General features: G+C 69.5%; 25 protein-coding genes. 22 read left to right on the forward strand and 3 right to left on the reverse strand.

What is annotated here, in order from left to right:
• Nucleotides 1–68: 68 nt before the first annotated feature.
• From LMJ29_RS07425 to LMJ29_RS07465, 9 genes are all read left to right on the forward strand, one after another.
• Nucleotides 69–1,148 (forward strand): sensor histidine kinase, encoded by a 1,080-nt coding sequence (locus LMJ29_RS07425; protein WP_229604879.1) that lies wholly within the window; start codon nt 69–71, stop codon nt 1,146–1,148.
• Nucleotides 1,145–1,888 (forward strand): LytR/AlgR family response regulator transcription factor, encoded by a 744-nt coding sequence (locus LMJ29_RS07430; RefSeq protein ID WP_229604880.1) that lies wholly within the window; start codon nt 1,145–1,147, stop codon nt 1,886–1,888. The genes LMJ29_RS07425 and LMJ29_RS07430 overlap by 4 nt, the downstream gene beginning before the upstream one ends.
• Before the next feature lie 114 nt (nt 1,889–2,002).
• Entirely contained in the window at nt 2,003–2,944 is a 942-nt protein-coding gene (hemC, locus tag LMJ29_RS07435; protein ID WP_229604881.1) for a hydroxymethylbilane synthase, read from the forward strand.
• Nucleotides 2,941–3,714, forward strand: a complete 774-nt coding sequence (locus LMJ29_RS07440; protein ID WP_229604882.1) for a uroporphyrinogen-III synthase — start codon at nt 2,941–2,943, stop codon at nt 3,712–3,714. The genes hemC and LMJ29_RS07440 overlap by 4 nt, the downstream gene beginning before the upstream one ends.
• 53 nt (nt 3,715–3,767) lie before the next feature.
• Entirely contained in the window at nt 3,768–4,973 is a 1,206-nt protein-coding gene (locus tag LMJ29_RS07445) for a uroporphyrinogen-III C-methyltransferase (RefSeq protein WP_229604883.1), read from the forward strand.
• Complete coding sequence (locus LMJ29_RS07450; protein WP_229604884.1) at nt 4,970–6,190, forward strand: heme biosynthesis HemY N-terminal domain-containing protein; 1,221 nt, start codon at nt 4,970–4,972, stop codon at nt 6,188–6,190. Before LMJ29_RS07445 ends, LMJ29_RS07450 begins: the two co-directional genes overlap by 4 nt.
• 113 nt (nt 6,191–6,303) lie before the next feature.
• A complete protein-coding gene (locus LMJ29_RS07455) occupies nt 6,304–6,795 on the forward strand; it encodes a disulfide bond formation protein B (protein ID WP_229604885.1) in 492 nt (163 codons plus the stop codon).
• Between the two features lie 193 nt (nt 6,796–6,988).
• A complete protein-coding gene (gene rsd, locus LMJ29_RS07460) occupies nt 6,989–7,453 on the forward strand; it encodes a sigma D regulator (RefSeq protein WP_229604886.1) in 465 nt (154 codons plus the stop codon).
• 88 nt (nt 7,454–7,541) lie between these two features.
• A complete protein-coding gene (locus LMJ29_RS07465; RefSeq protein ID WP_229604887.1) occupies nt 7,542–8,441 on the forward strand; it encodes an AlgP family protein in 900 nt (299 codons plus the stop codon).
• Here LMJ29_RS07465 and LMJ29_RS07470 read toward each other — a convergent pair.
• On the reverse strand, nt 8,432–8,917 hold the full coding sequence (locus LMJ29_RS07470) for a TIGR02444 family protein (RefSeq protein ID WP_229604888.1): 486 nt from the start codon (nt 8,915–8,917) through the stop codon (nt 8,432–8,434). The two genes, LMJ29_RS07465 and LMJ29_RS07470, sit on opposite strands and share 10 nt — an antisense overlap.
• Before the next feature lie 66 nt (nt 8,918–8,983).
• Here LMJ29_RS07470 and LMJ29_RS07475 point away from each other — a divergent pair, with 66 nt between their 5' ends.
• From LMJ29_RS07475 to LMJ29_RS07500, 6 genes are all read left to right on the forward strand, one after another.
• The gene (locus LMJ29_RS07475; protein ID WP_229604889.1) at nt 8,984–10,894 is read left to right on the forward strand and encodes an ATP-binding cassette domain-containing protein; all 1,911 of its coding nucleotides are present in this window, start codon (nt 8,984–8,986) and stop codon (nt 10,892–10,894) included.
• Nucleotides 10,891–11,448: a mechanosensitive ion channel domain-containing protein gene (locus LMJ29_RS07480; protein ID WP_229604890.1), complete on the forward strand. Its 558-nt coding sequence runs from the start codon at nt 10,891–10,893 to the stop codon at nt 11,446–11,448. The genes LMJ29_RS07475 and LMJ29_RS07480 overlap by 4 nt, the downstream gene beginning before the upstream one ends.
• A gap of 32 nt (nt 11,449–11,480) precedes the next feature.
• Nucleotides 11,481–12,239, forward strand: a complete 759-nt coding sequence (locus LMJ29_RS07485) for a TerC family protein (protein ID WP_229604891.1) — start codon at nt 11,481–11,483, stop codon at nt 12,237–12,239.
• A gap of 99 nt (nt 12,240–12,338) precedes the next feature.
• Complete coding sequence (locus LMJ29_RS07490) at nt 12,339–12,971, forward strand: LysE family transporter (RefSeq protein ID WP_229604892.1); 633 nt, start codon at nt 12,339–12,341, stop codon at nt 12,969–12,971.
• Between the two features lie 277 nt (nt 12,972–13,248).
• Complete coding sequence (locus LMJ29_RS07495; protein ID WP_229604893.1) at nt 13,249–15,138, forward strand: cytochrome c/FTR1 family iron permease; 1,890 nt, start codon at nt 13,249–13,251, stop codon at nt 15,136–15,138.
• Nucleotides 15,139–15,199: 61 nt separating this feature from the next.
• Nucleotides 15,200–15,652, forward strand: a complete 453-nt coding sequence (locus LMJ29_RS07500) for a YaiI/YqxD family protein (RefSeq protein ID WP_229604894.1) — start codon at nt 15,200–15,202, stop codon at nt 15,650–15,652.
• A gap of 58 nt (nt 15,653–15,710) precedes the next feature.
• On the opposite strand, the gene elbB is transcribed toward LMJ29_RS07500, so the two are convergent.
• Entirely contained in the window at nt 15,711–16,364 is a 654-nt protein-coding gene (gene elbB / locus LMJ29_RS07505) for an isoprenoid biosynthesis glyoxalase ElbB (protein WP_229604895.1), read from the reverse strand.
• A gap of 251 nt (nt 16,365–16,615) precedes the next feature.
• Between elbB and hemB the strand changes: the two genes are divergently transcribed.
• On the forward strand, nt 16,616–17,629 hold the full coding sequence (hemB, locus tag LMJ29_RS07510) for a porphobilinogen synthase (RefSeq protein ID WP_229604896.1): 1,014 nt from the start codon (nt 16,616–16,618) through the stop codon (nt 17,627–17,629).
• Nucleotides 17,630–17,659: 30 nt separating this feature from the next.
• On the forward strand, nt 17,660–19,885 hold the full coding sequence (ppk1, locus tag LMJ29_RS07515; RefSeq protein WP_229604897.1) for a polyphosphate kinase 1: 2,226 nt from the start codon (nt 17,660–17,662) through the stop codon (nt 19,883–19,885).
• 64 nt (nt 19,886–19,949) lie between these two features.
• On the opposite strand, the gene ppx is transcribed toward ppk1, so the two are convergent.
• Nucleotides 19,950–21,452: an exopolyphosphatase gene (ppx, locus tag LMJ29_RS07520; RefSeq protein WP_229604898.1), complete on the reverse strand. Its 1,503-nt coding sequence runs from the start codon at nt 21,450–21,452 to the stop codon at nt 19,950–19,952.
• A gap of 211 nt (nt 21,453–21,663) precedes the next feature.
• Here ppx and trxA point away from each other — a divergent pair, with 211 nt between their 5' ends.
• The 5 genes from trxA to LMJ29_RS20940 all read left to right on the forward strand — a co-directional run bounded on the left by trxA (nt 21,664) and on the right by LMJ29_RS20940 (nt 26,510).
• Complete coding sequence (trxA, locus tag LMJ29_RS07525; protein WP_229604899.1) at nt 21,664–21,990, forward strand: thioredoxin TrxA; 327 nt, start codon at nt 21,664–21,666, stop codon at nt 21,988–21,990.
• Between the two features lie 229 nt (nt 21,991–22,219).
• Nucleotides 22,220–23,479, forward strand: a complete 1,260-nt coding sequence (gene rho / locus LMJ29_RS07530) for a transcription termination factor Rho (RefSeq protein ID WP_229604900.1) — start codon at nt 22,220–22,222, stop codon at nt 23,477–23,479.
• Between the two features lie 111 nt (nt 23,480–23,590).
• Nucleotides 23,591–25,057, forward strand: a complete 1,467-nt coding sequence (gene ubiD, locus LMJ29_RS07535) for a 4-hydroxy-3-polyprenylbenzoate decarboxylase (RefSeq protein ID WP_229604901.1) — start codon at nt 23,591–23,593, stop codon at nt 25,055–25,057.
• A 129-nt stretch (nt 25,058–25,186) separates the two neighbouring features.
• Nucleotides 25,187–26,167, forward strand: a complete 981-nt coding sequence (locus LMJ29_RS07540; protein ID WP_229604902.1) for a CDP-6-deoxy-delta-3,4-glucoseen reductase — start codon at nt 25,187–25,189, stop codon at nt 26,165–26,167.
• Between the two features lie 208 nt (nt 26,168–26,375).
• On the forward strand, nt 26,376–26,510 hold the full coding sequence (locus tag LMJ29_RS20940; RefSeq protein ID WP_264758799.1) for a hypothetical protein: 135 nt from the start codon (nt 26,376–26,378) through the stop codon (nt 26,508–26,510).
• The last annotated feature ends 26 nt before the right edge of the window (nt 26,511–26,536 follow it).

The following is a 26,536-nucleotide window of genomic DNA, read 5'->3' on the forward strand; positions in this document are numbered from 1 at the left end:
GTGACGTAGGTCACCGCTCGCATGCGCGGCGGCTTGCCGGACGAACGGTCGCCATCGACACTGGTGCGATGCGCGCACCCTGGTCCACCGGCACCCGCCCGCCGGCCTCATCCGACGACTTTTTCCTGCCCGAGCTGTGCACCCCGGAGGCGCTGCTCAGCCTGGTGCTGCTCGCCGAGCTGCTGGTGCTGGTGCTGGTGCTGGCCGAGCCGCTGCAGCCGGCGTTCGACTGGGTGCGCATGGCGCTGACCTCGCTGTTCGTGCAGTGGCTGGTGCTGCTCTCGGCGGCGGCGCTGTGCCGCCTGCGCCCCTGGCTGATGCGCCTGCCGCAGGCGCTGGCCGGCATGCTGTGCGGCGGCCTGGTAGTGGCGCTGACCCTGGCCTGCACCTGGGCCGCCGGTCATTTCGGCTTGGCCGCGCCGCGCCCGCTGGAGGGCCAGCTCAACCTGTACCTGCGCCATGGGCTGATCGCGCTGATCATGTCCGGCCTGGTGCTGCGCTACTTCTGGCTGCAGAGCCAGTGGCGCCGCCAGCAGCAGGCCGAGCTGCGCGCGCGTCTGGAAGCGTTGCAGGCGCGCATCCGCCCGCATTTCCTGTTCAACAGCCTGAACAGCATCGCCAGCCTGGTCGCCATCGATCCGGACAAGGCCGAGCAGGCGGTGCTGGATCTCTCCGACCTGTTTCGCGCCAGCCTGGCACGCCCCGGCAGTCTGGTCGCCTGGCGCGACGAGCTGGCCCTGGCGCAGCGCTACCTGTCGATCGAGCGCTACCGCCTGGGCGAGCGCCTGCGCCTGGACTGGCGGATCGACGGGGTGCCGGACGACCTGCCGATTCCCCAGCTGACCCTGCAGCCGCTGCTGGAGAACGCCATCATCCACGGCGTGCAACCGCGCATCGACGGCGGCCTGGTCGAAGTGCGCGCCGAGTATGCCGACGGCCACTTCCACCTGTGCGTGAGCAACCCGCTGGCGACCCAGGAGGCCGCGGAGTCGGGCGGCACCCGCCTGGCGTTGGGCAACATCGAGGCGCGGCTGACGGCACTTTTCGGACCAGATGCGAGTCTGAGCATCGAGCGCCGTGACGGACGGCACTTCACCTGTCTACGCTATGCTTGTGCGAGACCTAAGCAGGAAGCCAGAGCATCATGAATGTCCTGATAGTCGACGACGAACCTCTTGCGCGTGAACGCCTGGCTCGAATGGTCGGGCAGCTGGACGGCTATCGGGTGCTCGAGCCCCAGGCCGGCAATGGCGAGGAGGCACTGGCGCTGATCGACAGCCTCAAGCCCGACATCGTCCTGCTCGACATTCGCATGCCCGGCCTCGACGGCCTGCAGGTGGCGGCCAAGCTCTGCGAGCGCGAGGCGCCGCCGGCGGTGATCTTCTGCACCGCGCACGACGAGTTCGCCCTCGAGGCCTTCCAGGTCAGCGCGGTCGGCTACCTGGTCAAGCCGGTGCGCCAGGAGGCGCTGGTCGAGGCGCTGAAGAAGGCCGAGCGGCCCAACCGCATGCAGCTGGCGGCCCTCGGCCGTCCCGCCGCCGAGCATGCCCCGCCGCGCAGCCACATCGGCGCGCGCACCCGCAAGGGCATCGACCTGATTCCGCTGGAGCAGGTGATCTACTTCATCGCCGATCACAAGTACGTGACCCTGCGCCACGAGCACGGCGAGGTGCTGCTCGACGAGCCGCTCAAGGCGCTGGAGGACGAGTTCGGCGAGCGCTTCGTGCGCATCCACCGCAACGCGCTGGTGGCCCGCACGCGCATCGAGCGCCTGCAGCGCACGCCGCTCGGGCATTTCCAGATCTACCTGCGCGGTCTGGGCGACGAGGCGCTGATCGTCAGCCGTCGCCACGTGGCCGGCGTGCGCAAGCTGATGAACGAGCTGTGATGGCCACAGGCGACGCCGACTGACCCGGCGACGCCTTTCCTTGCCGGTGGCCGGTCCAGCCGCCGCGCCGAGCCTGTTATCATCGCGGCAATCCCCCTGCATCCGGAATTGCCCATGTCCCGCGAAATCCGCATTGCCACCCGCAAGAGTGCCCTCGCCCTGTGGCAGGCCGAGTACGTCAAGGCCCGCCTGGAGGCGGCCCATCCCGGTCTGGTGGTGACCCTGGTGCCGATGGTCAGCCGCGGCGACAAGCTGCTCGACGCGCCTCTGGCGAAGATCGGCGGCAAGGGTCTGTTCGTCAAGGAGCTGGAAACCGCCCTGCTGGAGAACGAGGCCGACATCGCCGTGCATTCGATGAAGGACGTGCCGATGGACTTCCCCGAGGGGCTCGGCCTGTACTGCATCTGCGAGCGCGAGGACCCGCGCGACGCCTTCGTTTCCAACAGCTTCGCAAGCCTCGACGCGCTGCCCGCCGGCAGCGTGGTCGGCACCTCCAGCCTGCGCCGCCAGGCCCAGCTGCTGGCCCGCCGTCCCGACCTGAAGATCCAGTTCCTGCGCGGCAACGTGAACACCCGCCTGGCCAAGCTGGACGCCGGCGAGTACGACGCCATCATCCTCGCTGCTGCCGGGCTGATCCGCCTCGGCTTCGAGGCGCGCATCCGCGCCTTCATCAGCGCCGAGGACAGCCTGCCAGCCGGCGGCCAGGGCGCGGTGGGCATCGAGTGCCGCACGGCCGATGCCGAGGTGCACGCGCTGCTGGCTCCGCTGCATCACGCCGACACCGCCGACCGGGTCAACGCCGAGCGCGCGCTGAACAAGCGCCTCAACGGCGGCTGCCAGGTGCCGATCGCCTGCTACGCGCTGCTCGAGGGCGAGAACCTGTGGCTGCGCGGCCTGGTCGGCCAGCCCGACGGCGGCGCGCTGCTGCGCGCCGAGGCCCGCGCGCCGCGCGCGGCAGCCGAGACGCTCGGCGTGCAGGTGGCCGAGGCGCTGCTGGCGCAGGGTGCCGACCGCATCCTTGCCGCAGTCTACGGCGAAGCGGTCGAACAACCGTGAGCGACTGGCGCCTGCTGCTGACCCGTCCGGCCGAGGACTGCGCCGCACTGGCGCAGACCCTCGCCGAGCACGGCGTGTTCGGCCATTGCCTGCCGCTGCTGGAGCTCGAGGCGCTGGCCGAGACGCCCGAGCAGCGCAGCCTGTTTCTCGATCTCGACCGCTACAGCGCGGTAGTGGTGGTCAGCAAGCCGGCGGCGCGCCTGGGGCTGGCCCTCCTCGACCGCTACTGGCCGCAACCGCCGATGCGCCAGCGCTGGTTCGCCGTGGGCGCCGCCACCGGCGCCCTGCTCGACGCCTACGGGCTGGACGCCTGCTGGCCGGAGGACGGCGACGACAGCGAAGCGCTGCTCGCCCTGCCGCAGCTGCAACAGGCGCTCGCGGTGCCCAATCCGCGGCTGCTGATCCTGCGCGGCGAGGGCGGTCGCGACTGGCTCGCCGAACGCTTGCGCGAGCAAGGGGTGGCCGTCGACTATCTTTCCCTGTACCGCCGCCGCCTGCCGGAGTATCCCGCCGGTGCGCTGGCCGCCGCGGTGCGCGAGCACGCGCTGAATGGCCTGGTGGTCAGCAGCGGCGAGGGACTGGCCAATCTGCAGCGCCTGGCCGGCGCCGACTGGTCGGGACTGGCGCGCCTGCCGCTGTTCGTGCCCAGCCCGCGGGTCGCCGCACTGGCCGCCGAGGCCGGGGCCACCGATATACGTGACTGCCGCGGCGCCAGCGCCGCGGCCCTGCTGGCATGTCTGACCCGCGAGGCGGGAAGCATGCCGCGCTGAGACCGGCCGACGCCGAGTTGCCGGCCGCGCCAATCGACCAGAAGGATGCCGACGTGATCGATCCCGCCCCGCAAACCGAACCCGCATCCACTCCGGCTGCCGTCGCGCCGCCGGGGCCGCCTCGCGCGCACGGCAGCGGCCGGGCGCTTTCCGTCCTGGCCTTGCTGCTGGGGGCCGGCGGCCTGCTGGCGGGCGCCTGGAGCCTGTGGCAGGTACGCGCGCTGCATGATGTCGATGTGCAGCAGGAGCGCCGCCTGGAGGAGGCGCGCAGCCAGTCCATGGGCCTGGCCGAGCGCGATCTGGTGATGAGCCACCAGCTCGCCCAGCTGCCGTCGCCGGCCGAGCTGGAAGAGCGCCGCCGGCTGGTCGCCGACCTGCAGCTCGGCCAGCAGCAGCTCAGCGAGCGCGTCGACCGCGTGCTGGGCGCCAGCCGCCAGGAGTGGCGCCTGGCCGAGGCCGAGCACCTGCTGCGCCTGGCCAGCCTGCGCCTGTCGGCGCTGCAGGACGTCGCCAGCGCGCGCTTCCTGGTCGCCGCCGCCGACCAGATCCTGCGCGACCACGACGATCCGGCCGCCTTCGCCGCCCGCGAGCGGGTGGTGGACGCTCTGGAAGCGCTGCGCCGTCTGCCGGTACTCGACCGCTCCGGGGTGTTCCTGCAGTTGACTGCGCTCGGCGAGCAGGCGTCGCGGCTGAATACCCGGCGTCCCGAATTCCAGCCGCCGCAGGGCGACAACCTGCCGGCCGCCGCCCGGGTCGCCGAGGGCGACGGTGCCAGCCGCTGGGCCGAGTGGTGGCGACACCTCAGCGGCTTCGTACGCCTGGAGTTCACCGCTACCGACGAGGTCAAGCCGCTGCTCGCCGGGGAGACCCTCGAGCAATTGCGCCTGGCCCTGCGCCTGGCTCTGGAGCAGGCGCAGTGGGCGGTGCTCAACGGCCAGCCGCAGGTCTACCGTAGCGCCCTGGAGCAGGGCCGGGCCCTGGTGCAGCGCTACTTCGGCCTGGATACCCCGGAGAACCAGGCGTTGCACGACCGCCTCGGCGAGCTCGCCGACCAGCCGGTGGCCCAGGAGCTGCCCGACCTGGCCCCGGCGCTCAACGCCCTGCAGGCCTACCTCGCCCAGCGCGAGCGCGCCGCGCTGGAGGCGGCGACGGGGCGCCAGCAACCGGCCGGCTCGCCCGCTCCGGCAGAGGCCGTGCCGGCGAGCCGCCCCGAAGCCGCGCCCGCAGCCGGTGAGCCGGCGGTGGAGGAGGGGCAATGAGCCGCACCTTCCTGCTGTTCCTGCTGGTCATCCTCGCCGCCGCGCTGCTCGGCCTGGCGATCGCCGACCAGGCCGGCTACGTGCTGATCGCCTACAAGGGCTTCCGCTACGAGTCCACCTTCTGGGTGTTCCTCGCCGTCGGCCTCGGACTGTGGGCGCTGCTGTTCGGGGTGCGTCTGCTGCTCGGCCTGATGGGCGCCTCGGGACGCCTGGTCAACCCCTGGTCGCGGCGCAACCGCCGGCGCCGCGGCCAACTGGCCGCCGAGCGCGGTCTGCTCGAGCTGGCCGCCGGGCGCTGGTCGCGTGCCCTGCGCCTGCTGCGCCGTGCCGCCGAGCACGGCCAGCAGCCGCTGGTCAGCTACCTGGCGGCGGCGCGCGCGGCCAGCGAACTGGGCGAGCACGCCAGCGCCGAACAGCTGCTCGACCAGGCCCGCGAGCGCGAGCCGAAGGCCGCCGTGGCCATCGCCCTGGCCCGCGCGCAGCTGCTGATGGCGCGTGGCGCCGACGCCGAAGCGGTGGCGACGCTGGGAGCGGTGCGCGAGCAGCAGGCGCACAACCCCCATGCGCTGCGCCTGCTGCAGGAGCTGTACGTGCGTCTGGAGAACTGGGCGGCGCTCGGCGAGCTGCTGCCCGAATTGCGTCGCCACAAGCTGCTCAACGACGCCGAACTGGACGCGCTCGAGCAGCGCGTCCGCCGCGCCCAGCTGGCGCGTGCCGCCGAGCAGGGCCTGGCGGCCCTGCAGCAGGCCTGGCAGCAACTGCCCCAGGCGCAGCGGCAGAGCCCGGCGCCGCTGGCGGCCTACGCCGAGCAGCTGATGCGCCTGGGCGCCGAGGCGGAGGCCGAGGAGGCGTTGCGCGGCGGTCTCAAGCGCCACTTCGATGCCCGTCTGGTCGAACTCTACGGTTGCGCCCAGGGCCGCGATCCGGCGCGCCAGCTGGCCACTGCCGAGGCCTGGCTGAAGGCGCAGCCGGAACACCCCGGCCTGCTGCTCGCCCTCGGCCGCCTGGCCCTGCGCAATCAGTTGTGGGGCAAGGCGCGCGACTATTTCGAGCACAGCCTGCGCCTCGAACGGCGCGTCGAGACCTATGGCGAGCTGGCCCGCCTGCTCGCCCGGCTTGGCGAGCTGGAGCGCAGCAACCACCTGCTGCAGGACGGCCTGGGGCTGTTCGGCGCCACCCTGCCGGTCTTGCCGCAACCGACTGCCGAGCGGAAGTGACGATTGTCGCTACTCCCTTGACAAGCGGTGCAGCAGCTCTGCCGAGCGGCCTTGAAAGGCCGCCCGGCTTTCCTCTACCGTAACGCCCCTTCGTTCCCGCTACCGGAGCCGCCATGTCGCTGGCCAATCCCCGCCTGTTGAATCTCGTTGCCTTCCTGTTCTGCGCCGGGCTGCTGGCCTTCGGCCTGTACCTGGAGCATGTCGACGGCCTGGAGCCTTGCCCGCTGTGCGTGGTGCAGCGCATCGAATTCATCGCCGTCGGCCTGATCGGCCTGGCCGCGGCGATTCACGGCCCGCAGCGCCGCGGCCGGCGCGTCTATGCGTTCTTCAGCCTGCTGTTCGCCGCGGCCGGCATCGCCACCGCCGGCCGCCAGGTCTGGCTGCAGGGCTTGCCGGCGGACCAGCTGCCGGCTTGCCTGCCGAGCCTCGAGTACATGATGGAGGCGCTGCCGTTCCAGGACATCGTGCGTGCGGTGCTGCACGGTACCGCCGACTGCGCCGAGGTGACCTGGACCCTGCTCGGCCTGAGCATCCCGGAGTGGAGTCTGCTGGCCTTCGCCGGACTGGCGGCGCTGGCGCTGCTGCAGCTGCTGCGGCGCGACTGAGAATCGCCTCAAACACCCGTATCAAAAATTTCCCGGCCACGGCTTGCTGGCGGTAGATGGCCAGCATAGTCTGGCCGGCACCGGCAGCCCGGGATGTCGCCGCGTGACCCACGCCCGTGCCAGCCGTCGATGCCTGGTGGCATCGCGTCCCTTGCGCATAACAACACATCCGACGCGGGAAGCGAGGTGTAGCATGCTCGAGAATTGCCGCAACGCCCAGGAACGCTGGGGCGGTGTGCACCAGCTGCTGGATCGCTGGTTGCAGGACCGCCACCAGCTGGTCAGTGCCTATCAGCTCCTGCACAGTCGTCCCCAGGGCGCCGGGCCGGAACTGGAAGGTTTCTGTGCCCAACTGATGGACTACGTCTCCGCCGGTCATTTCGAAATCTACGAACAGCTGCTCGGCGAGGCTCACGCCTTCGGCGACCAGCCCGCCCTGGCGCTCGCCGCCCAGGTCTATCCGCAGATCGAGGCCAGCACCCTCGCGGTGCTCGACTTCAACGACCGCTGCGACAACGGCGACTGCCGCGATACCGTCGGCTTCGGTCGCGAGTTGCAGCGCCTCGGCCAACTGCTGCACCAGCGCTTCGAGCTGGAGGACTGCCTGATCGAAGTGCTGCACAACGTGCACACCGGGCAGGCGACAGAATCCGGCTGACCTCCCTCGCCGCGGCACGCATCGTTCTAGCGGTGCCATTGCCGCGGGGCTAGTATGGTTTCACACCACATAGCCGGGAGGCGTATGCATGGCAACCAGGAATAAGCCGGTCACCACTCCGCTGCATCTGTTGCAGCAACTGTCCCACAGCTTGCTGGAGCATCTGGAGGAGGCCTGCAGCGAGGCCTTGGTGGATGCCGAGAAAGTGCTGGCCAAGCTGGAGAAGCAGCGCGGCAAGGCCCAGGACAAGCTGCACAAGGCCAGCGCCCGTCTCGAGACCGCCGCCGCTGCCGGCAAGGCGAAGGCCCAGGCCAAGGCGCGAACCAGCATTGCCGACCTGGAGGAAGTCCTCGACACCCTCAAGCAGCGCCAGAGCGAAACCCGCGAATACATCCTGCGTCTCAAGGCGGATGCCGAGGAAAGCCTGAACCTGGCCCAAGGCATCGGCAAGGTCAAGGAAACCGTCGGCCAGCTGCTGGCCCATCGCGAGGCCGGTGGCGTCGCTCCCAAGGCGCCGCGCCGGGCGCGCGGCACACCACCGCCCACGGCCAAGACCGCCACCGCGCCGCGCACGCGGCGCACGTCCGCGACCAAGTCGGCGCCCTCGGCAACATCGGACAAGGCCAGCGCTTCCGCTGCAGCCAAACCGGCGGCCAAGCCTGCCACTTCGACCACGGTCAAGCCGGCGGCCAGGACTGCGACTCCGGCCGCAGCCAAACCGGCGGCGGCCAAGTCTGCGGCTCCGGTCGCGGCCAAGGCCACAACTCCGGCCGCTGCCAAGCCGGCGAGCAAACCCGCGGCCAAACGCGCTCCGGCGAGCGCCGCCAAGCCGGCCGACAAAGCCGTCACTCCGGCGGCCAAGGCCGGCAAGCCGGCGACCACCCGCGCCCCGCGCAAGCCGGCCGCTGCCAAACCGGCGGCGAACCCGCCCGCATCCAGTGTCAGCGGTGCGGAACAGCCCGCCGGCGAGCCCGCCGCTCAGGGTTGAGTCAGCTCCGTCGCCGCGCTGCGCAGTTGCTGCAGCGCGGCGCGGTGCTCGGCCGATACCGATGGCCAGGTGGCGGCCAGCGCCTCCAGCCAGTTTCCGGCTCTCCCTTCGGATGCAACCGCCCAGTCGGCGCTCAGGCCCTGCAGGCGCTCCAGCAACCGCCGTTCGGCCTGCAGCTCCAGCGCCGCCAATTGGCCGCGTAGTTCGGCCAGCACAGCGTCGCCTTGCGCGGCGTCCTTCCAGGCCCGGCGCAGCCCGCGCAACGGTGTCGTCACCGTAGCCTGCCAGGGACGCGCCAGCTCCTCGAGCCGGGCGACGCGCGCGGGGCTGGCGGCCACTCCACGCCGTTCCAGCCACAGCGCGGCGAGCAGCAGACAGACGTCGGCGCCGGCCTCGTCCTGCAGGGCCAGGCACAGCCCGGCCACCCTGGGACGGGCGTAGAGCGCCACGGAAAAATCCCATAACGATTGCGTCATGCAGCCTCCGGGCGAGGGGCGGGCGAAGCTGATAAACTTCGCCACCGCCGAACCAGTCCCACGATCATGATCCGAATCCAGAATCTTATCCTGCAGCGCGGGCCGCAGCGCCTGCTCGATGGCGCCGACCTGACCCTGCATCCCGGCCAGAAGGTCGGCCTGATCGGCGCCAACGGCGCCGGCAAGTCCTCGCTGTTCGCCCTGCTGCGCGGCGAGCTGCATGCCGACGGCGGCGACTGCCTGCTGCCGGCGGACTGGCGCATCGCCCACATGCGCCAGGAGGTCGACACCCTCGAGCGCCGCGCGGTGGACTACGTGCTGGACGGCGACGGCAACCTGCGCCGCATCCAGCGCGAACTGGTCGCGGCCGAGGCGCGCCACGACGGCGCGGCCATCGCCCAGCTGCACCACGACCTGGACGTGGCCTCCGGCTACGACGCCGACGCGCGCGCGCGCAAACTGCTGGCCGGCCTCGGCTTCACCGCCGAGCAGATGGAGCGCGCGGTCGGCGACTTCTCCGGCGGCTGGCGGATGCGCCTCAACCTGGCCCAGGCGCTGATGTGCCCGTCCGAGCTGCTGCTGCTCGACGAGCCGACCAACCACCTCGACCTCGACGCCATCCTCTGGCTGGAAAGCTGGCTGAAAGGCTATCCCGGCACCCTGCTGCTGATCTCCCATGACCGCGACTTCCTCGACGCGGTGGTCGACCACGTGGTGCACCTGGAACAGCAGAAACTGACCCTCTATCGCGGCGGCTATTCGGCCTTCGAGCGCACCCGCGCCGAGCGTCTGGCCCAGCAGCAGCAGGCCTTCGAGAAGCAGCAGGCGCAGCGCGCGCATATGGAGGACTTCATCCGCCGCTTCAAGGCGAAGGCTTCCAAGGCGCGCCAGGCGCAGAGCCGCATCAAGGCCCTGGAGCGCCTCGAGGAGCTGGCGCCGGCGCACATCGACTCGCCGTTCAGCTTCGGTTTCCGCGAGGCCGACAAGGTCTCCAGCCCCCTGCTCGACGTCACTGAGGGCCGCCTCGGCTACGGCGCCAAGGCCGTGCTCGACAAGGTCAAGCTGCAACTGGTGCCCGGTGCGCGCATCGGCCTGCTCGGCCCCAATGGCGCCGGCAAGTCGACCCTGATCAAGACCCTGGCCGGCGAGCTCGAGCCGCTGGCCGGCCGCCTGACCCGCGGCGAGAACCTCGCCGTCGGCTACTTCGCCCAGCACCAGCTGGACTCGCTGGATCCCCAGGCCAGCCCGCTGCTGCACCTGCAGCGCATCGCCCCGAGCGAGCGCGAGCAGATCCTGCGCGACTTCCTCGGCGGCTTCGACTTCCGCGGTCCGCGCTGCGACGAGGTGGTGACCAACTTCTCCGGCGGCGAGAAGGCACGCCTGGCGCTGGCGCTGATCGCCTGGCAGAAGCCCAACCTGCTGCTGCTCGACGAGCCGACCAACCACCTCGATCTGGAGATGCGTCTGGCGCTGACCCTGGCCCTGCAGGACTTCCACGGCGCGGTGCTGGTGGTCTCCCACGATCGCCACCTGCTCAAGAGCACCACCGACGAGTTCCTGCTGGTCGCCGACGGCCGCGTGCAGGCCTTCGACGGCGATCTCGACGACTACAGCCGCTGGCTGGTCGACTATCGCGCCCGCCAGCAGCCGGTGGCAGAGGCCGCTCCGGGCGCCGACAAGACCGACAAGCGCGCCCAGCGCCAGGCCGCCGCCGCCCTGCGCCAGCAGCTGGCGCCGCGCAAGAAGGCCGCCGAGAAGCTGGAAAAGGAACTCGGCGGCGTGCACGAGAAACTGGCCGCGCTGGAAACCCGTCTGGGCGACAGCGCCCTCTACGAGGCGGCGCGCAAGGACGAGCTGCGTACCCTGCTGGCCGAGCAGGCCACGCTCAAGAGTCGTGAGGCCGAGCTGGAGGAGGCCTGGCTGCAGGCTCTCGAGGAGCTCGAGGCGTTGGAAGCCGAATTGGGGGGCGCGGCGTGACGGCCTGGCTGGCGCAGTGGTTGGGCGCCTGGAGCGGCACCCTGCTGCTCGGCGTGCAGGTGTTGCTGATCCTGCTCGCCGGCTATGTGCTGCAGCGTCTGGTTGCGCGTGCGCTGAGCCGGGTGGGCCGGCGCTATCAGCAGCTGCCGGCCGAATTGCTGATGCCGCTGCGCGGCGCCCTGCGCTGGCTGGTCATGGGCAGCGCGCTGCTGCTGGCGCTGGAGCACCTGGGCGTGTCGGCGGGGGTGCTGTGGGCGGCGTTTTCCGGATTCGTCGCGGTCGCCGCGGTGGCATTCTTCGCCATCTGGAGCGTGCTATCCAACCTGTTCTGCGCGGTGCTGATCTTCACCGTCGGTCCGTTCCGTCTGGGCGACCGGGTGGAAGTCATCGAGGCCGCCGACAAGCCCGGCGCCAAGGGCCGGGTGATCGCCATCAACCTGCTCTACACCACGCTGGAGGAAGACGCCGAGGCCGGTACCGGCGCCCTGGTGCAGATTCCCAACAGTCTATTTTTCCAGAAGGTCGTGCGTCGTTGGCGCGGGACCGAACATTAACCATCCCTTCCCACAATGAGACCTGAACCATCATGGAATGGCTGACGAACCCGGAAATCTGGGTTGCTTTCCTTACCCTGACCGCCCTGGAGATCGTACTGGGCATCGACAACATCATCTTCATCTCGATCCTGGTCGGTCGCATGCCCAAGGAGCTGCAGGCCAAGACCCGCTTCTTCGGCCTGGCGCTGGCGATGGGCACGCGCATCCTGCTGCTGCTGTCGATCACCTGGGTGATGCGCCTCACCGAGCCGCTGTTCAGCGTGCTCGAGCACCCGGTGTCCGGGCGTGACCTGATCCTGTTCTTCGGCGGCCTGTTCCTGCTGTTCAAGAGCACCATGGAGATCTGGGGCAGCCTCGAGGGCGAGGTGGACGAGGCCCAGCAGAGCTCTTCGAAGAAGGCCAACTTCATCGGCGTGATCCTGCAGATCGCGGTGATCGACATCATCTTCTCGCTGGACTCGGTGATCACCGCCGTCGGCCTGGTGCAGAACGTGCCGGTGATGGTCGCCGCGATCATCATCGCCGTGCTGGTGATGATGATGGCCGCCGGTACCATCAGCGACTTCATCGAGCGCCACCCGTCGCTGAAGATCCTCGCCCTGTCGTTCCTGATCGTGGTCGGCACCCTGCTGGTCGCCGAGGCGTTCGGCCAGCATGTGCCCAAGGGCTACGTGTACTTCGCCATGGCCTTCTCGCTGGCGGTGGAAGCGCTCAACATCCGCATGCGCACCGCGATGAAGCGCAAGCTCAACGAGCCGGTCAAGCTGCACAAGGATCTGCCGGACTGAGTGACGCCGGGCTGAGGCCCGCCGCTCTGCCATGCTGTACCCGCGCCGGCCCGTCATGGGCCGGCGTCGTTTCTGCCATCTGCCTTCGGAGAATGCCCCATGAGCCTGGACACCTGGCTTGCCTTCTTCGCCGCCTGCTGGGTGATCAGCCTGTCGCCCGGCGCCGGCGCCATCGCCTCGATGTCCAGCGGCCTCAACTACGGCTTCCGCCGCGGCTACTGGAACGCCATCGGTCTGCAGCTGGCGCTGGTTCTGCAGATCGCCGTCGTCGCCGCCGGCGTCGGCGCGATCCTCGCCACCTCCGAACCGGCCTTCGCCGCGATCAAGTGGTTCGGCGTCGCCTACCTGGCCTACCTGGGCTGGAAGCAGTGGTTCGCCCCGGTCGGCGCGCTGACCGCCGGGAACGCCGTACGCCCGCTGGGCCGACCGCTGACCCTGGTGCTGCGCGGCTTCGTGGTCAACGCCAGCAACCCGAAGGCGATCGTCTTCATTCTCGCCGTGCTGCCGCAGTTCCTCGACCCGGCGCGGCCGCTGCTCGCCCAGTACCTGGCGATGACGGCGACCATGGTCGCCGTCGACCTGGTGGTGATGGCCGGCTACACCGGCCTGGCCGCCCGCGTGCTGCGCCTGCTGGCCACGCCGCGTCAGCAGCGCCTGCTCAACCGCACCTTCGCCGGACTGTTCGTCGCCGCCGCCGGGCTGTTGTCGCTGGTGCGCCGCGCCCCGGCCTGAGTGTCAATCCGTGCCCTGCGGCCCGGTGGCCACGCCGCCTTGCCGTGCAGTCACAGCCGCAGGGCGAGTGCAGCGCGTAAGGCGCCTGTGCGCCGCGTGGATGCCCGGCTCTCGGCTGAGGGCATGAGGCCGCGATGGCTCTAGTTCGCGCGATCGCGAGCGGATTTCGTGACCGCATGCGGCGAATTGTCGCGGCCGCTGACCGGGGCGACCCTTGAGTGAGGCCGCGATGAGGCGTAAAAGCCTAATGGAATTTGTTCTCATTTGGGATTCACTCATGATTACCCGCAAGCGATTCCTGCTCGCCCTGCTATGGCCCGTGCTGGCGTTGTTCAGCGTGATGGCGCAGGCCGAGCCCGAGGGCGCCGCCCAGGCCCTGCATCTGCTCAGCTATCTGGGCGCCGACTATCCGGCCACGGTGGCCAACGGCGTGGTGGTCGACAGCGGCGAATACCAGGAGCAGTTGGAGTTCCACGGCGTGCTGGCCGGCCTGGTCGCCGCGCTACCGGCCAATGCCGGCAAGGACCGTCTGGTGCAGGGCGTCGCCGGCCTCGGCGACAGCATCCGCCAGCGCCGCGACGGGGCCGAGGTGGCCGGTGCGGCGCGCCGCCTGGCCGCCGACCTGGTGGCGGCCTATGAGATCAGCCTGACCCCGCGCATAACGCCCGACCCGGCCCGCGGCGCTGCGCTGTTCGCCCAGCATTGCAGCGTCTGCCACGGCGCCAGCGGGCTCGGCGACGGCCCGGCCGGGGTCGGCCTCGAGCCGCCGCCGGCGAACATGCGCGACGCCGCGCGCATGGATCGCCTGAGCCTCTACGACCTGTACAACAGCATCGGCCTGGGCGTCGAAGGCACCGACATGCCGGCCTTCGCCAGCGAGCTGGACGAGCGGGCGCGCTGGGACCTGGCCAGCCACATCGCCGGTTTCAGCGCCGCCCCCGCCGTGGCCGGCGGGCCGAGCTTCAGCCTCGAGCAACTGGCCGGCCAGGCGCCACAGCAGGTAGCGCCGCAGGGGGCGGTGGCGCTGGCCGCCTTCCGCGCCCAGCGTGCGGCGCCGCCGCAGCCGCAGCGCGACCCGCAGCAGCTGATCGACTTCGCCCGCGACACCCTCGAGCAGAGCCTGGCCGCCTACCGCGACGGCCAGCGCGACCAGGCCTACGACCTGGCGGTCGCCGCCTACCTGGAAGGCTTCGAGTTGGTCGAGAGTGCGCTGGACAACATCGCCGCCGAGCAGCGCAAGGCCACCGAGCGGGCGCTGATGGCCTACCGCCAGGGCCTGCAGGAGGGCCTGCCGGTCGTCCAGCAGGCGCAGCGCCTGGAAGCCGCCAAGAGCGAGCTGGCGCGCTGCGCCAAGCTGCTCGGCGGCGACGGGCTGTCGGGCTCGCTGAGCTTCTTCTCCAGCCTGCTGATCCTGCTGCGCGAGGGTGTCGAGGCGATCCTGGTGCTGGCGGCGATCCTCGCCTACCTGCGCAACACCGGCCAGGAGGCGGCGACGCGCAGCGTGCACCTCGGCTGGGGACTGGCCCTGCTGGCCGGGGTGGCCACCTGGGCGCTGGCTTCCTACGTGCTGGAGGTCAGCGGTGCCCAGCGCGAATTGCTCGAAGGCTTCACCGCGCTGTTCGCCAGCGTGGTGGTGCTGTGGGTCGGCGTGTGGATGCACGACCGCCGGCACGCCGTGGCCTGGCAGGATTACATCAACAGCAGCCTGGTCGGCAGCAGCGGGCGTCTGGGCTTCGCCGTGCTGGCGTTCTTCTCGGTGTACCGCGAGCTGTTCGAGGTCATCCTGTTCTACGAGACCCTCTGGCTGCAGGCCGGTCCGGCCGGCCACGGCATGGTGCTCGCCGGTGCCGGCGCCGCCCTGGCGCTGCTGGTCGGCCTCGCCTGGGTGATCCTGCGCGGTTCGCGCCGGCTGCCGCTGGCCACCTTCTTCGGCGCCAACGCCGTGTTGCTCTGCGTATTGTCGGTGGTGTTCGCCGGCCAGGGCGTCGCCGCCCTGCAGGAAGCCGGCGTGCTCAGCCTGCATCCGCTGCGCTTCGTCGAGATCGACTGGCTGGGCGTGCACCCCGACGCCCTCAGCCTCGGCGCCCAGGCGCTGGCGCTGACCGCGATCGGCGTGTTCTACACCCGCAGCTGGCTGGGCGCGCGCCGCGCCGGTCAGCCGGCCTGAGCCGGCGGCGGCGAAACCCGGTAGCATGCCGGGTTTCGCCCATGCTGGAGAATGATCGACGATGCGCGTGTGGATCGATGCCGACGCCTGCCCGCGGGCGGCGCGGGATCTGGTGGTGAAATTCGCCCTCAAACGCAAGTTCGAGGTGGTGCTGGTCGCCGGCCAGGCGCAGGTCAAGCCGGCGTTCGCCTGCGTGCGTCTGATCGTGGTGCCGAGCGGGCCGGACGCCGCCGACGATTATTTGGTCGAGCACGCGGTGCCCGGCGAGTTGGTGATCTGCTCGGACGTGCCGCTGGCCGACCGCCTGGTCAAGAAGGGCGTCGCCGCCCTCGATCCACGCGGCCGCGAGTTCGACGAGCGCAACATGGGCGAGCGCCTGGCGGTGCGCAACCTGTTCACCGACCTGCGCGAGCAGGGCCAGGTCGGCGGCGGCCAGGCGGCCTACTCGGACAAGGATCGCCAGGCCTTCGCCAACGGCCTCGACCGCCTGCTCAACGTGCTGGCACGGCGCTAGGGGCGCACTCCTGCGTCGCCCACCGCGCCAGGGCGAATGAGTTCGCCTCCGTAGGTGATCAGGCCAGTTCCAGTACCCGATCGACCAGCTTGTTGATCCCGCTGGCCGCTTCGGCCGGCGACCTGGCCAGCATGTAGGCCGGGGTGGTGACCAGCTTGCGCTGGGCATCGACCACCACGTCTTCCACTGTGCAGTCGACGTGCTCGGCGCCCATGTCGGCCAGCTTGGCCGCGGTGTCCGCGTCGTGGCCGATGGTGCACTGCACGCCGGCGCCATAGATGCGCGCGGCCATCGCCGGAGCGATGCAGATCAGGCCGACCGGCTTGTGCGCATGGGCGAAGTCGCGGGCCGCGGCCAGCACGTCCGGCTGCACCGTGCAGGTGGCGCCCTTGAAGGCGAAGTCGGAGAGGTTCTTCGCCGCGCCGAAGCCACCGGGGACCAACAGGGCGTCGAAGTCGGCGGCCTTCAGCTCGCGCACGTCGCGAACCTGGCCGCGAGCGATGCGCGCCGACTCGACCAGCACGTTGCGGCTCTCGGCCATTTCCTCGCCGGTCAGGTGGTTGATCACGTGGTGCTGGGGGATGTTCGGGGCGAAGCACTCCACCTGGGCGCCGCGCTGGCTCAGGCGCAGCAGGGTGATCACGCTCTCGTGGATTTCCGCGCCGTCGTAGACGCCGCAGCCGGACAGGATCACGGCAACCTTCTTGCTCATGGGGTAACACTCCTCGGTTTTGTTATCGGATGGCCGGCACGTCTGGCGCGCCGGCGGGCGCATGTCTCCATCCTAGCCGCAAGCGCCGCGCCGCGGCCATGCGTCAGTGGCCGAGGAGGGCGCCGGCGGGCTATGGTAGGGGGCCGAGATGCGCGGCCCGTGGCCCGAAGCCCACGGGCGTCGTCGCATTTTCGTCATAATTGCTTCATAGACTGTCTAGCCGCGCCCGTCGCCGGGCTCTGGAGTGCGCCGTGAGCTTTACCCCCGCCAACCGCCTGTTCCCCGCCACCCGCCTGCGCCGCAACCGTCGCGACGAGTTCTCCCGCCGTCTGGTGCGCGAGAACGTGCTGACCAGCAACGACCTGATCCTGCCGGTGTTCGTGCTCGACGGCGAGAACCGCCGCGAGGCCGTGCCGTCGATGCCGGGGGTGGAGCGCCTGTCGATCGACCTGCTGCTCGAGGAAGCTGCGGAGCTGGTGGCGCTGGGCATTCCGGCGCTGGCGCTGTTCCCGGTGACGCCGACGGACAAGAAGTCGCTGCTCGCCGAGGAGGCGTGGAACCCGGACGGCATCGCCCAGCGCGCCACCCGCGCCCTGCGCGCGCGCTTCCCCGAGCTCGGCATCATCACCGACGTCGCCCTCGACCCGTTCACCACCCACGGTCAGGACGGCATCCTCGACGAGCACGGCTACGTGCAGAACGACGTGACCATCGACGCGCTGGTCAAGCAGGCGCTGTCCCATGCCGAGGCCGGCGCCCAGGTGGTGGCGCCCTCGGACATGATGGACGGCCGCATCCAGGCGATCCGCGAGGCGCTGGAAGTCGCCGGCCACGGCAACGTGCGCATCATGGCCTACTCGGCCAAGTACGCCAGCGCCTACTACGGCCCGTTCCGCGACGCGGTGGGCTCGGCCGGCAACCTGGGCAAGGGCAACAAGGCCACCTACCAGATGGACCCGGCCAACAGCGACGAGGCGCTGCACGAGGTGGCCCTCGACCTCGCCGAGGGCGCCGACATGGTGATGGTCAAGCCGGGCATGCCCTACCTCGACATCGTGCGCCGGGTGAAGGACGAGTTCCGCGCGCCGACCTTCGTCTACCAGGTCAGCGGCGAGTACGCCATGCACATGGCGGCGATCCAGAACGGCTGGCTGGACGAGGCGGTGATCCTCGAGTCTTTGGTCGCGTTCAAGCGCGCCGGGGCCGATGGCATCCTCACCTACTTCGCCAAGCGCGCCGCGCAACAATTGAAAAGCCAGAGCTAACGGGGCCCGAGACCCCGCAGGACGGATGCGATGAACAACCCCGGACTTCCCGAGAATCAACTGCCCGAGCTGTCGGAGGCCGCCAGCGTGCTGGTCGAGCCGCTGGCGGAGGCCGAGCCGGCCGTCGAGCCGCCGAGTGTGCCGGAGACGGTGGTCGTCGAGCCGGCGCTGCCGGTGCCCGGCCTCGACGACAGCAGCCTGTATATCCACCGCGAGCTCTCGCAGCTGAAGTTCAACATCCGCGTCCTCGAGCAGTCGCTCGACGAGGCGACGCCTCTGCTCGAGCGGCTGAAGTTCCTGCTGATCTTCTCCAGCAACCTCGACGAGTTCTTCGAGATCCGCGTCGCCGGACTGAAGAAGCAGGTCGCCTTCGCCCGCGAGCTGGCCGGCGCCGACGGCCTGCAGCCGCAGCAGGTGCTGGCGCGGATCAGCGAGCTGGTGCACGAGCAGGTCGAACGCCAGTACGCGATCCTCAACGACGTCCTGCTGCCGGCGCTGGAGGAGCACCAGATCCGCTTCATCCGGCGCCGCCACTGGACCACCAAGGTCAAGACCTGGGTGCGTCGCTACTTCCGCGAGGAAATCGCGCCGATCATGACGCCGATCGGCATCGATCCGACCCACCCCTTCCCGCTGCTGGTCAACAAGAGCCTCAACTTCATCGTCGAGCTGGAGGGCGTCGACGCCTTCGGCCGCGACTCGGGCCTGGCCATCCTGCCGGCGCCGCGCCTGCTGCCGCGGGTGATCCGCATCCCCGAGGAGGTCGGCGGCCCCGGCGCCAACTACGTGTTCCTCTCCTCGATGATCCACGCCCACGCCGACGAGCTGTTCAACGGCATGAGCGTCAAGGGCTGCTATCAGTTCCGCCTGACCCGCAACGCCGACCTGGCGGTGGACGCCGAGGACGTCGAGGACCTCGCCCGCGCCCTGCGCGGCGAGCTGTATTCGCGGCGCTTCGGCGACGCGGTGCGCCTCGAGGTGGTCGATACCTGCCCGCAGAATCTGGTCGACTACCTGCTCAAGCAGGCCGGGCTCACCGAGGCCGAGTTGTACCGGGTCAACGGCCCGGTCAACCTGACCCGGCTGTTCGCCATCACCGGCCTGGACAGCCACCGCCACCTGCAGTATCCGCCGCTGACCCCGGTGATCCCCAAGCTGCTGCAGAGCAGCGAGAAGCTGTTCAACGTGGTCGGCAAGCAGGACATCCTGCTCTACCACCCGTTCGAGTCGTTCACCCCGGTGGTCGACCTGCTGCGCCAGGCGGCCAAGGACCCCAACGTGCTGGCGATCAAGCAGACCCTTTACCGCACCGGGGCCAACTCGGAGATCGTCGACGCGCTGGTCGACGCGGCGCGCAACGGCAAGGAGGTCACCGCGGTGATCGAGCTGCGCGCGCGCTTCGACGAGGAGTCCAACCTGGCGCTGGCCAGCCGCCTGCAGCAGGCCGGCGCGGTGGTGATCTACGGCGTGGTCGGCTTCAAGACCCACGCCAAGATGATGCTCATCCTGCGCCGCGAGAACGGCGAGCTGGTGCGCTACGCCCACCTCGGCACCGGCAACTACCACGCCGGCAACGCCCGCCTGTACACCGACTACAGCCTGCTGACCTCCGACGACGCGCTGTGCGAGGACGTTTCCAAGCTGTTCAACCAGCTGATCGGCATGGGCAAGAGCCTGCGCATGAAGAAGCTGCTGCACGCGCCCTTCACCCTGAAGAAGACCCTGCTCGACATGATCGCGCGGGAGACCCAGCACGCCAGCGAGGGCAAGGCGGCGCACATCATCGCCAAGATGAACGCGCTGACCGATCCGAAGATCATCAAGGCGCTGTACAAGGCCAGCCAGGCCGGCGTGCGCGTCGACCTGATCGTGCGCGGCATGTGCTGCCTGCGCCCCGGCATTCCCGGGGTGTCGCACAACATCTACGTGCGCTCGATCATCGGCCGCTTCCTCGAGCACAGCCGCGCCTACTACTTCCTCAACGACGGCGACGAGAAGCTCTACCTGTCCAGCGCCGACTGGATGGAGCGCAACCTCGACAAGCGCGTGGAGACCTGCTTCCCGGTGGAGGGCAAGAAGCTGATCAGCCGGGTCAGGCGCGAGCTGGACGCCTACCTGGCCGACAACACCCAGGCCTGGATACTGCAGAGCGACGGCCGCTACCAGCGCCTGCAGCCGACCGGCAACCAGAACTCGCGCAACGCCCAGGCGCTGATGGTCGAGAAGCTCAGCACGCCGGGCCTGGCGACGCGCTGAGCCGGCCGGGCAAACGAAAAGGGGCAGCTCCTCGCGGGGCTGCCCCTTTTGCTTGAGGGCGCGCTCAGCGGCCGCTGAGGCGGTAGCCGACCCGCGCCAGCCACTGCGCCTCGGATTCGATGTCGGCCTGGGTCAGCGGGTTGGCGGCCAGCCAGCCGGCGGGGAACACCGCTTCCAGGCTGCGCGGGCCGGCATGGAAGACCACCTCGGGCATTTCCTGGGTGCCGCGGATGTGGTGGAACAGGATGGCGAAGCGCAGCACGATGCACAGGCGCACCAGGCGCTCGCCTTCCTCGCCGAATTCGGCGAAGCGCTCCACCGGGATGTTGCGGCGGTGACCGCGCACCAGCAGGGCCAGCATCTCCTGATCGATGCGCGCGAAGCCGGCGAGGTCGGCGTGCTCGAGGATGTAGGCGCCGTGCTTGTGGTAGTGGTAGTGGGCGATGTCCAGGCCGATCTCGTGCACCTTGGCGCCCCAGCTCAGCAGCTCGCGATGCCAGTCGTCGTTGAGCCCCCAGGGCTCGGCGACCTGGTCGAGGATCGCCTGCGCCTTGGCCTCCACCCGCGCCGCCTGGTCGAGGTCGACATGGCAGCGCTCCATCAGCGCCGACAGGGTGCGCTCGCGCACGTCCTCGTGGCTCTGCCGGCCGATCATGTCGTACAGCACGCCCTCGCGCAGGGCGCCCTCGGCGTGGATCATCGACTGAATCTCGAGGGCGTCGAAGATCGCCTCGAGGATCGCCAGGCCCGCCGGCAGGATCGGCTGGCGGTCGGTCTTGACGCCTTCGATGGCCAGATCGGCCAGGTTGTCGCACTTGAGGATCTTGCGCTTGAGCCAGGCCAGGCCCGCCGGAGTGATCTCGCCGTTGCCCTGGCCGCCGGCCAGCAGCGCCTGGCTGACCGCGCGGACGCTGCCGGAAGAGCCGACCGCCTCGTTCCAGCCCAGCCGGCGCAGCGCCTGCTCGAAGCCCATCAGCTCCAGGCGCGCCGCGGTGTAGGCCTGGGCGTAGCGCGCCGGGCTGAGCTTGCCGTCGGCGAAGAAGCGCTTGCTGAAGCTGACGCAGCCCATCTGCTGGCTTTCGCGCAGCAGCGACTCGAAGCGCTCGCCGATGATGAACTCGGTACTGCCGCCGCCGATGTCGACCACCAGGCGCTTGCCGTCGGCCACCGGCAGGCTGTGCGATACGCCGAGATGGATCAGGCGCGCTTCCTCGCGGCCGGAGATCACCTCGACCTGATGGCCGAGCAGTTCCTCGGCGCGGCGGATGAACACCGCGCGGTTGCGCGCCTCGCGCAGGGCGTTGGTGGCGACGATGCGCACCGCGCCCTGCGGCAGGCCGCTGATCAGCTGGGCGAAGCGGCGCAGGCAGTCGAGGCCGCGGGTCATCGCCGCTTCGTCGAGGTTGCGCTGTTCGTCGAGGCCGGCGGCCAGTTGCACCTTCTCGCCGAGCCGCTCGAGCAAGCGGATTTCCCCCTGGTCGACGCGGGCCACCACCATGTGGATACTGTTGGAGCCAATGTCGATGGCGGCGATCAGGGGAAAGGCTTGGGCGGGGGTGTGCGGCATGGGGCGCTCTCGCGGTTCAACGGCGTAATCCTGCCATGATAGAGCAAGAGCGACCGGCGCAGTTGACGGTCGTCAGCGCCTCCTGGCGCCGGCTCATAGACGGCGCCATGGCGCGCCATAGCCAATGGCAATCGCCGGCGCCTTCCGGTCGCGGGCGAGTGGGGCTATCATGGCCCATCTTTTTTCCGCTTCCGCAGCACGGAGATCCCCCATGAGCGAATTCATCACCAACGTGACCGACGCCAGCTTCGAGCAGGACGTGCTCAAGGCCGAGGGCCCGGTTCTGGTCGACTACTGGGCCGAGTGGTGCGGTCCGTGCAAGATGATCGCCCCGGTGCTGGACGAGATCGCCAAGGACTACCAGGGCAAGCTCAAGGTCTGCAAGCTGAACATCGACGAGAACCAGGACACCCCCGCCAAGTTCGGCGTGCGCGGCATCCCGACCCTGATGCTGTTCAAGAACGGCAACGTCGAGGCCACCAAGGTCGGTGCCTTGTCCAAGTCGCAGCTGGCTGCCTTCCTCGACAGCAACATCTGATCCGAATGTGCGCAAAACCCCGTCCCCGGACGGGGTTTTTTCTGCCCGCGTGCTAGACTCTGCGACAAATGCAGTGATAAATTCGGCCAGCAGTCGTGATCAGACTGCCTCCTGCATGCCGTTGCCGCTGCCATCTCACCCCGAATTCTCGCCGTGAAGCTGCCGCCCCCCGTGGCCTGGCTCTCCAAGCGCAACGCTTTCCTTCCCTCGCCAACCTGCACCTCATCCTATGAACCTGACCGAACTCAAGCAAAAGCCGATTCCCGAACTGCTGGAAATGGCCGACCAGATGGGCCTGGAGAACATGGCCCGGTCGCGCAAGCAGGACATCATCTTCGCCCTGCTGAAAAAGCATGCGAAAAGCGGCGAGGAGATCTCCGGGGATGGCGTGCTGGAGATCCTGCAGGACGGCTTCGGGTTCCTGCGCAGCGCGGACTCCTCCTATCTGGCCGGTCCCGACGACATCTATGTGTCGCCCAGCCAGATCCGCCGCTTCAACCTGCGTACCGGCGACACCATCGTGGGCAAGATCCGCCCGCCGAAGGAAGGCGAGCGCTACTTCGCGCTGCTCAAGGTCGACACCATCAACTTCGACCGCCCGGAAAACGCCAAGAACAAGGTCCTGTTCGAGAACCTCACCCCGCTGTTCGCCAACCAGCGTCTGAAGATGGAAGCCGGCAACGGCTCCAAGGAAGACCTCACCGGCCGAGTGATCGACCTCTGCGCGCCGATCGGCAAGGGCCAGCGCGGCCTGATCGTCGCCCCGCCGAAGGCGGGCAAGACCATCATGCTGCAGAACATCGCGGCCAACATCACCCGCAACAACCCCGAGTGCTACCTGATCGTCCTGTTGATCGACGAGCGCCCGGAGGAAGTGACCGAGATGCAGCGCACCGTGCGCGGCGAAGTGGTCGCCTCCACCTTCGACGAGCCGCCGGCGCGCCACGTGCAGGTCGCCGAGATGGTGATCGAGAAGGCCAAGCGCCTGGTCGAGCACAAGAAGGACGTGGTCATCCTGCTCGACTCCATCACCCGTCTGGCGCGCGCCTACAACACCGTGATCCCCAGCTCCGGCAAGGTGCTCACCGGTGGTGTCGACGCCCACGCCCTGGAGAAGCCCAAGCGCTTCTTCGGCGCCGCGCGCAACATCGAGGAAGGCGGCAGCCTGACCATCCTCGCCACCGCGCTGGTGGAAACCGGCTCGAAGATGGACGAGGTGATCTACGAGGAATTCAAGGGCACCGGCAACCTGGAGCTGCAGCTGGATCGCAAGATCGCCGAGAAGCGCGTGTTCCCGGCCATCAACATCAACCGCTCGGGCACCCGCCGCGAGGAGCTGTTGACCGGCGACGAGGAGCTGCAGCGCATCTGGATCCTGCGCAAGATCCTCCACCCGATGGACGAGATCGCCGCCATCGAGTTCCTCCTCGACCGTCTCAAGGACACCAAGACCAACGAGGAATTCTTCCAGTCGATGAAGCGCAAGTAAGGCTTCTCCTGGAACCGCAGACAACGGCCGGCCATCCCGGCCGTTGTCGTTTCTGTCCGGTGCCGTTCGGCGCTAGACTTGCCACCCTTCGACTCCTTCCGAGGCTCAAGCATGCAGTATCGCGACCTGCGCGAGTTCATCCGCGCCCTGGAAAGCCGCGGCGAACTCAAGCGCATTTCGGTGCCCGTCTCGCCTGTGCTGGAAATGACCGAAATCTGCGACCGCACCTTGCGCCGCGGCGGTCCGGCGCTGCTGTTCGAGCGGCCGAGCAGCTACGCCATGCCGGTGCTCGGCAACCTGTTCGGCACGCCCAAGCGGGTGGCGCTGGGCATGGGCGCCGAGGAGGTCTCCGAGCTGCGCGAGATCGGCAAGCTCTTGGCCTTCCTCAAGGAGCCGGAGCCGCCCAAGGGCCTCAAGGATGCCTGGAGCAAGCTGCCGATCTTCAAGAAGGTCATCAGCATGGCGCCCAAGGTGCTCAAGGACGCGCCGTGCCATGAAGTGATCGAGGAAGGCGACGACGTCGACCTCGGCAAACTGCCGATCCAGCACTGTTGGCCGGGCGACGTGGCGCCGCTGATCACCTGGGGCCTGACCATCACCCGGGGCCCCAACAAGGAGCGGCAGAACCTCGGCATCTATCGCCAGCAGGTGATCGGCCGCAACAAGGTGATCATGCGCTGGCTCAGCCACCGCGGCGGCGCGCTGGACTATCGCGAGTGGTGCCAGAAGCACCCGGACCGGCCCTATCCGGTCTGCGTGGCCCTGGGCGCGGACCCGGCGACCATTCTCGGCGCCGTCACCCCGGTGCCGGACACCCTTTCCGAGTACGCCTTCGCAGGGCTTTTGCGCGGTCATCGCACCGAGCTGGTCAAGGCCGTCGGCTCCGACCTGCAGGTGCCGGCCGGCGCCGAGATCGTCCTCGAGGGTCACATCCATCCGGGCGAAACCGCGCCGGAAGGCCCGTATGGCGACCATACCGGCTACTACAACGAGGTCGACACCTTCCCGGTATTCACCGTCGAGCGCATCACCCGCCGGCGCGACCCCATCTACCACAGCACCTACACCGGCCGCCCGCCGGACGAGCCGGCGATCCTCGGTGTGGCGCTCAACGAGGTGTTCGTGCCGATCCTGCAGAAGCAGTTCCCGGAGATCACCGACTTCTACCTGCCGCCGGAAGGCTGCTCCTACCGCATGGCGGTGGTGACCATGAAGAAGCAGTATCCCGGCCACGCCAAGCGCGTCATGCTCGGCGTGTGGTCGTTCCTGCGCCAGTTCATGTACACCAAGTTCGTCATCGTCACCGACGACGACATCGATGCCCGCGACTGGAACGACGTGATCTGGGCGATCACCACGCGCATGGACCCTTCGCGCGACACGGTGCTGATCGACAATACGCCGATCGACTACCTCGACTTCGCCTCGCCGGTGTCGGGCCTCGGCTCGAAGATGGGCCTGGACGCCACCCACAAGTGGCCGGGCGAGACCGACCGCGAGTGGGGCCGGGCGATCGAGCGCGACCCCGCCACCGTGGCGCGCATCGATGCGCTGTGGGGCCAGCTCGGCATCGACTGAGGCGGTTCTCGACAGTCCCGGGCTGGGGCGGTGCAAACGGGCCGCCCAGACCCTCCCGGTCGCCAGGCCGCTGCTGCCTCGGCCGCCCTGCATCACGGCACATTCACGACGGCACAAGGGGGAGCCTTCATGCGTATTACCCTGCAACCCTCGGGTCTCAGCCTCGAGCTGCTGCCCGGCGAGCGCATCCTCGACGGCGCGCGGCGTCTGGGCTTCGACTGTCCGCAGAGCTGTCGCAACGGCAACTGCCACGTCTGCGCCGCGCTGCTGGTGGAGGGGCGGGTGCGCCAGCAGGGTGCCGTGCTCGATCACGGCGAGCTGTTCACCTGCATCGCCGAGCCCCTCGAGGATTGCGTGCTGCACTGGGACGGCGTGCTCGCTCCGGGCGAGCTGCCCGTGCGCCGGCTGGCTTGCCAGCTGATCGAGTGCGTGGAGGTGGGCGGCGAAGTGTTCCGCCTGCGCCTGCGTGCGCCGGCGGGCCGGCCGCCGCGCTACCATGCCGGCCAGTACCTGCTGCTCGAGCGCGAGGACGGTCGCCAGGCGGCGTTCTCCATTGCTTCGGCGCCGCACGCCGGGCGCGAGCTGGAGCTGCACATCCTCGCCCGCGACGAGGCCACCCGCGGCCTGCTCGACTTCATCCGTCGCCGGGGCGTGGCGCGGGTGCAGCTGCCGTTCGGCGACTGCCACCTGGCCGAGCTGCCGGCCGGCCCCCTGCTGCTGCTCGCCGCCGGCACCGGTCTGGCGCAGATGCACAGCCTGATCGAGCACTGCCGCGCTGCCGGCTTCGCCCATCCGCTGCACCTCTACTGGGGCGTGCGTCGACCGCAGGATTTCTACCGTCTGCCGGCCTGGGCGGAGTGGCAGCATCTGCCCAACCTGTTCCTTCACCAGGTGGTCAGCGACCCGCAGCCCGACGAGGGCTGGAGCGGGCGCTGTGGCCTGCTGCACCAGGCAGTGGCTGAGGATTTCGCCGATTTGCGCGGCCTGCACGTCTACGCCAGCGGTTCGCCGGCGATGGTCTACGCCACCCTCGATGCGCTGGTCGCAGCCGGCATGGATGCCCACCAGATGCGCGCCGACGTGTTCGCCTACGCGCCGCGTTCGAAGTGAGCGGCCGCTTCGGCGTGGGCGCGATCACGCCGTCTGTGTGCGCCGGCTGGCAGCGTCGAGATTTGGCGACCACCGGCATGGAAAGTGAATTGCGCGGCGCGCGGCGTTGCCGGAGAATGCGCGCGCTCGACAATCTCGGTACGCCAGGCACCCCGTAGAAGTGCCGGCGGTTCGCCTATCAGTTTGCCTTGCCTGGGGGAGGCAATCGATGTATCGCAAGAAGCCCGACATGCTGTGGGTTCTGGTTTTCCTGTTCGGCCTGGGCGTGGTCACCACCAGCTACGCGCAGAGCCTGTGGCCGAAGTCCGACTTCCCCGCGGCGCCGCTCAGCCAGCAGCGCTGAGTTCCCGCCTCCCTCCCTGCGGCCAG

The organism is Pseudomonas oryzagri (assembly GCF_020831405.1).
In the GTDB taxonomy this organism is placed as follows: domain Bacteria; phylum Pseudomonadota; class Gammaproteobacteria; order Pseudomonadales; family Pseudomonadaceae; genus Geopseudomonas; species Geopseudomonas oryzagri.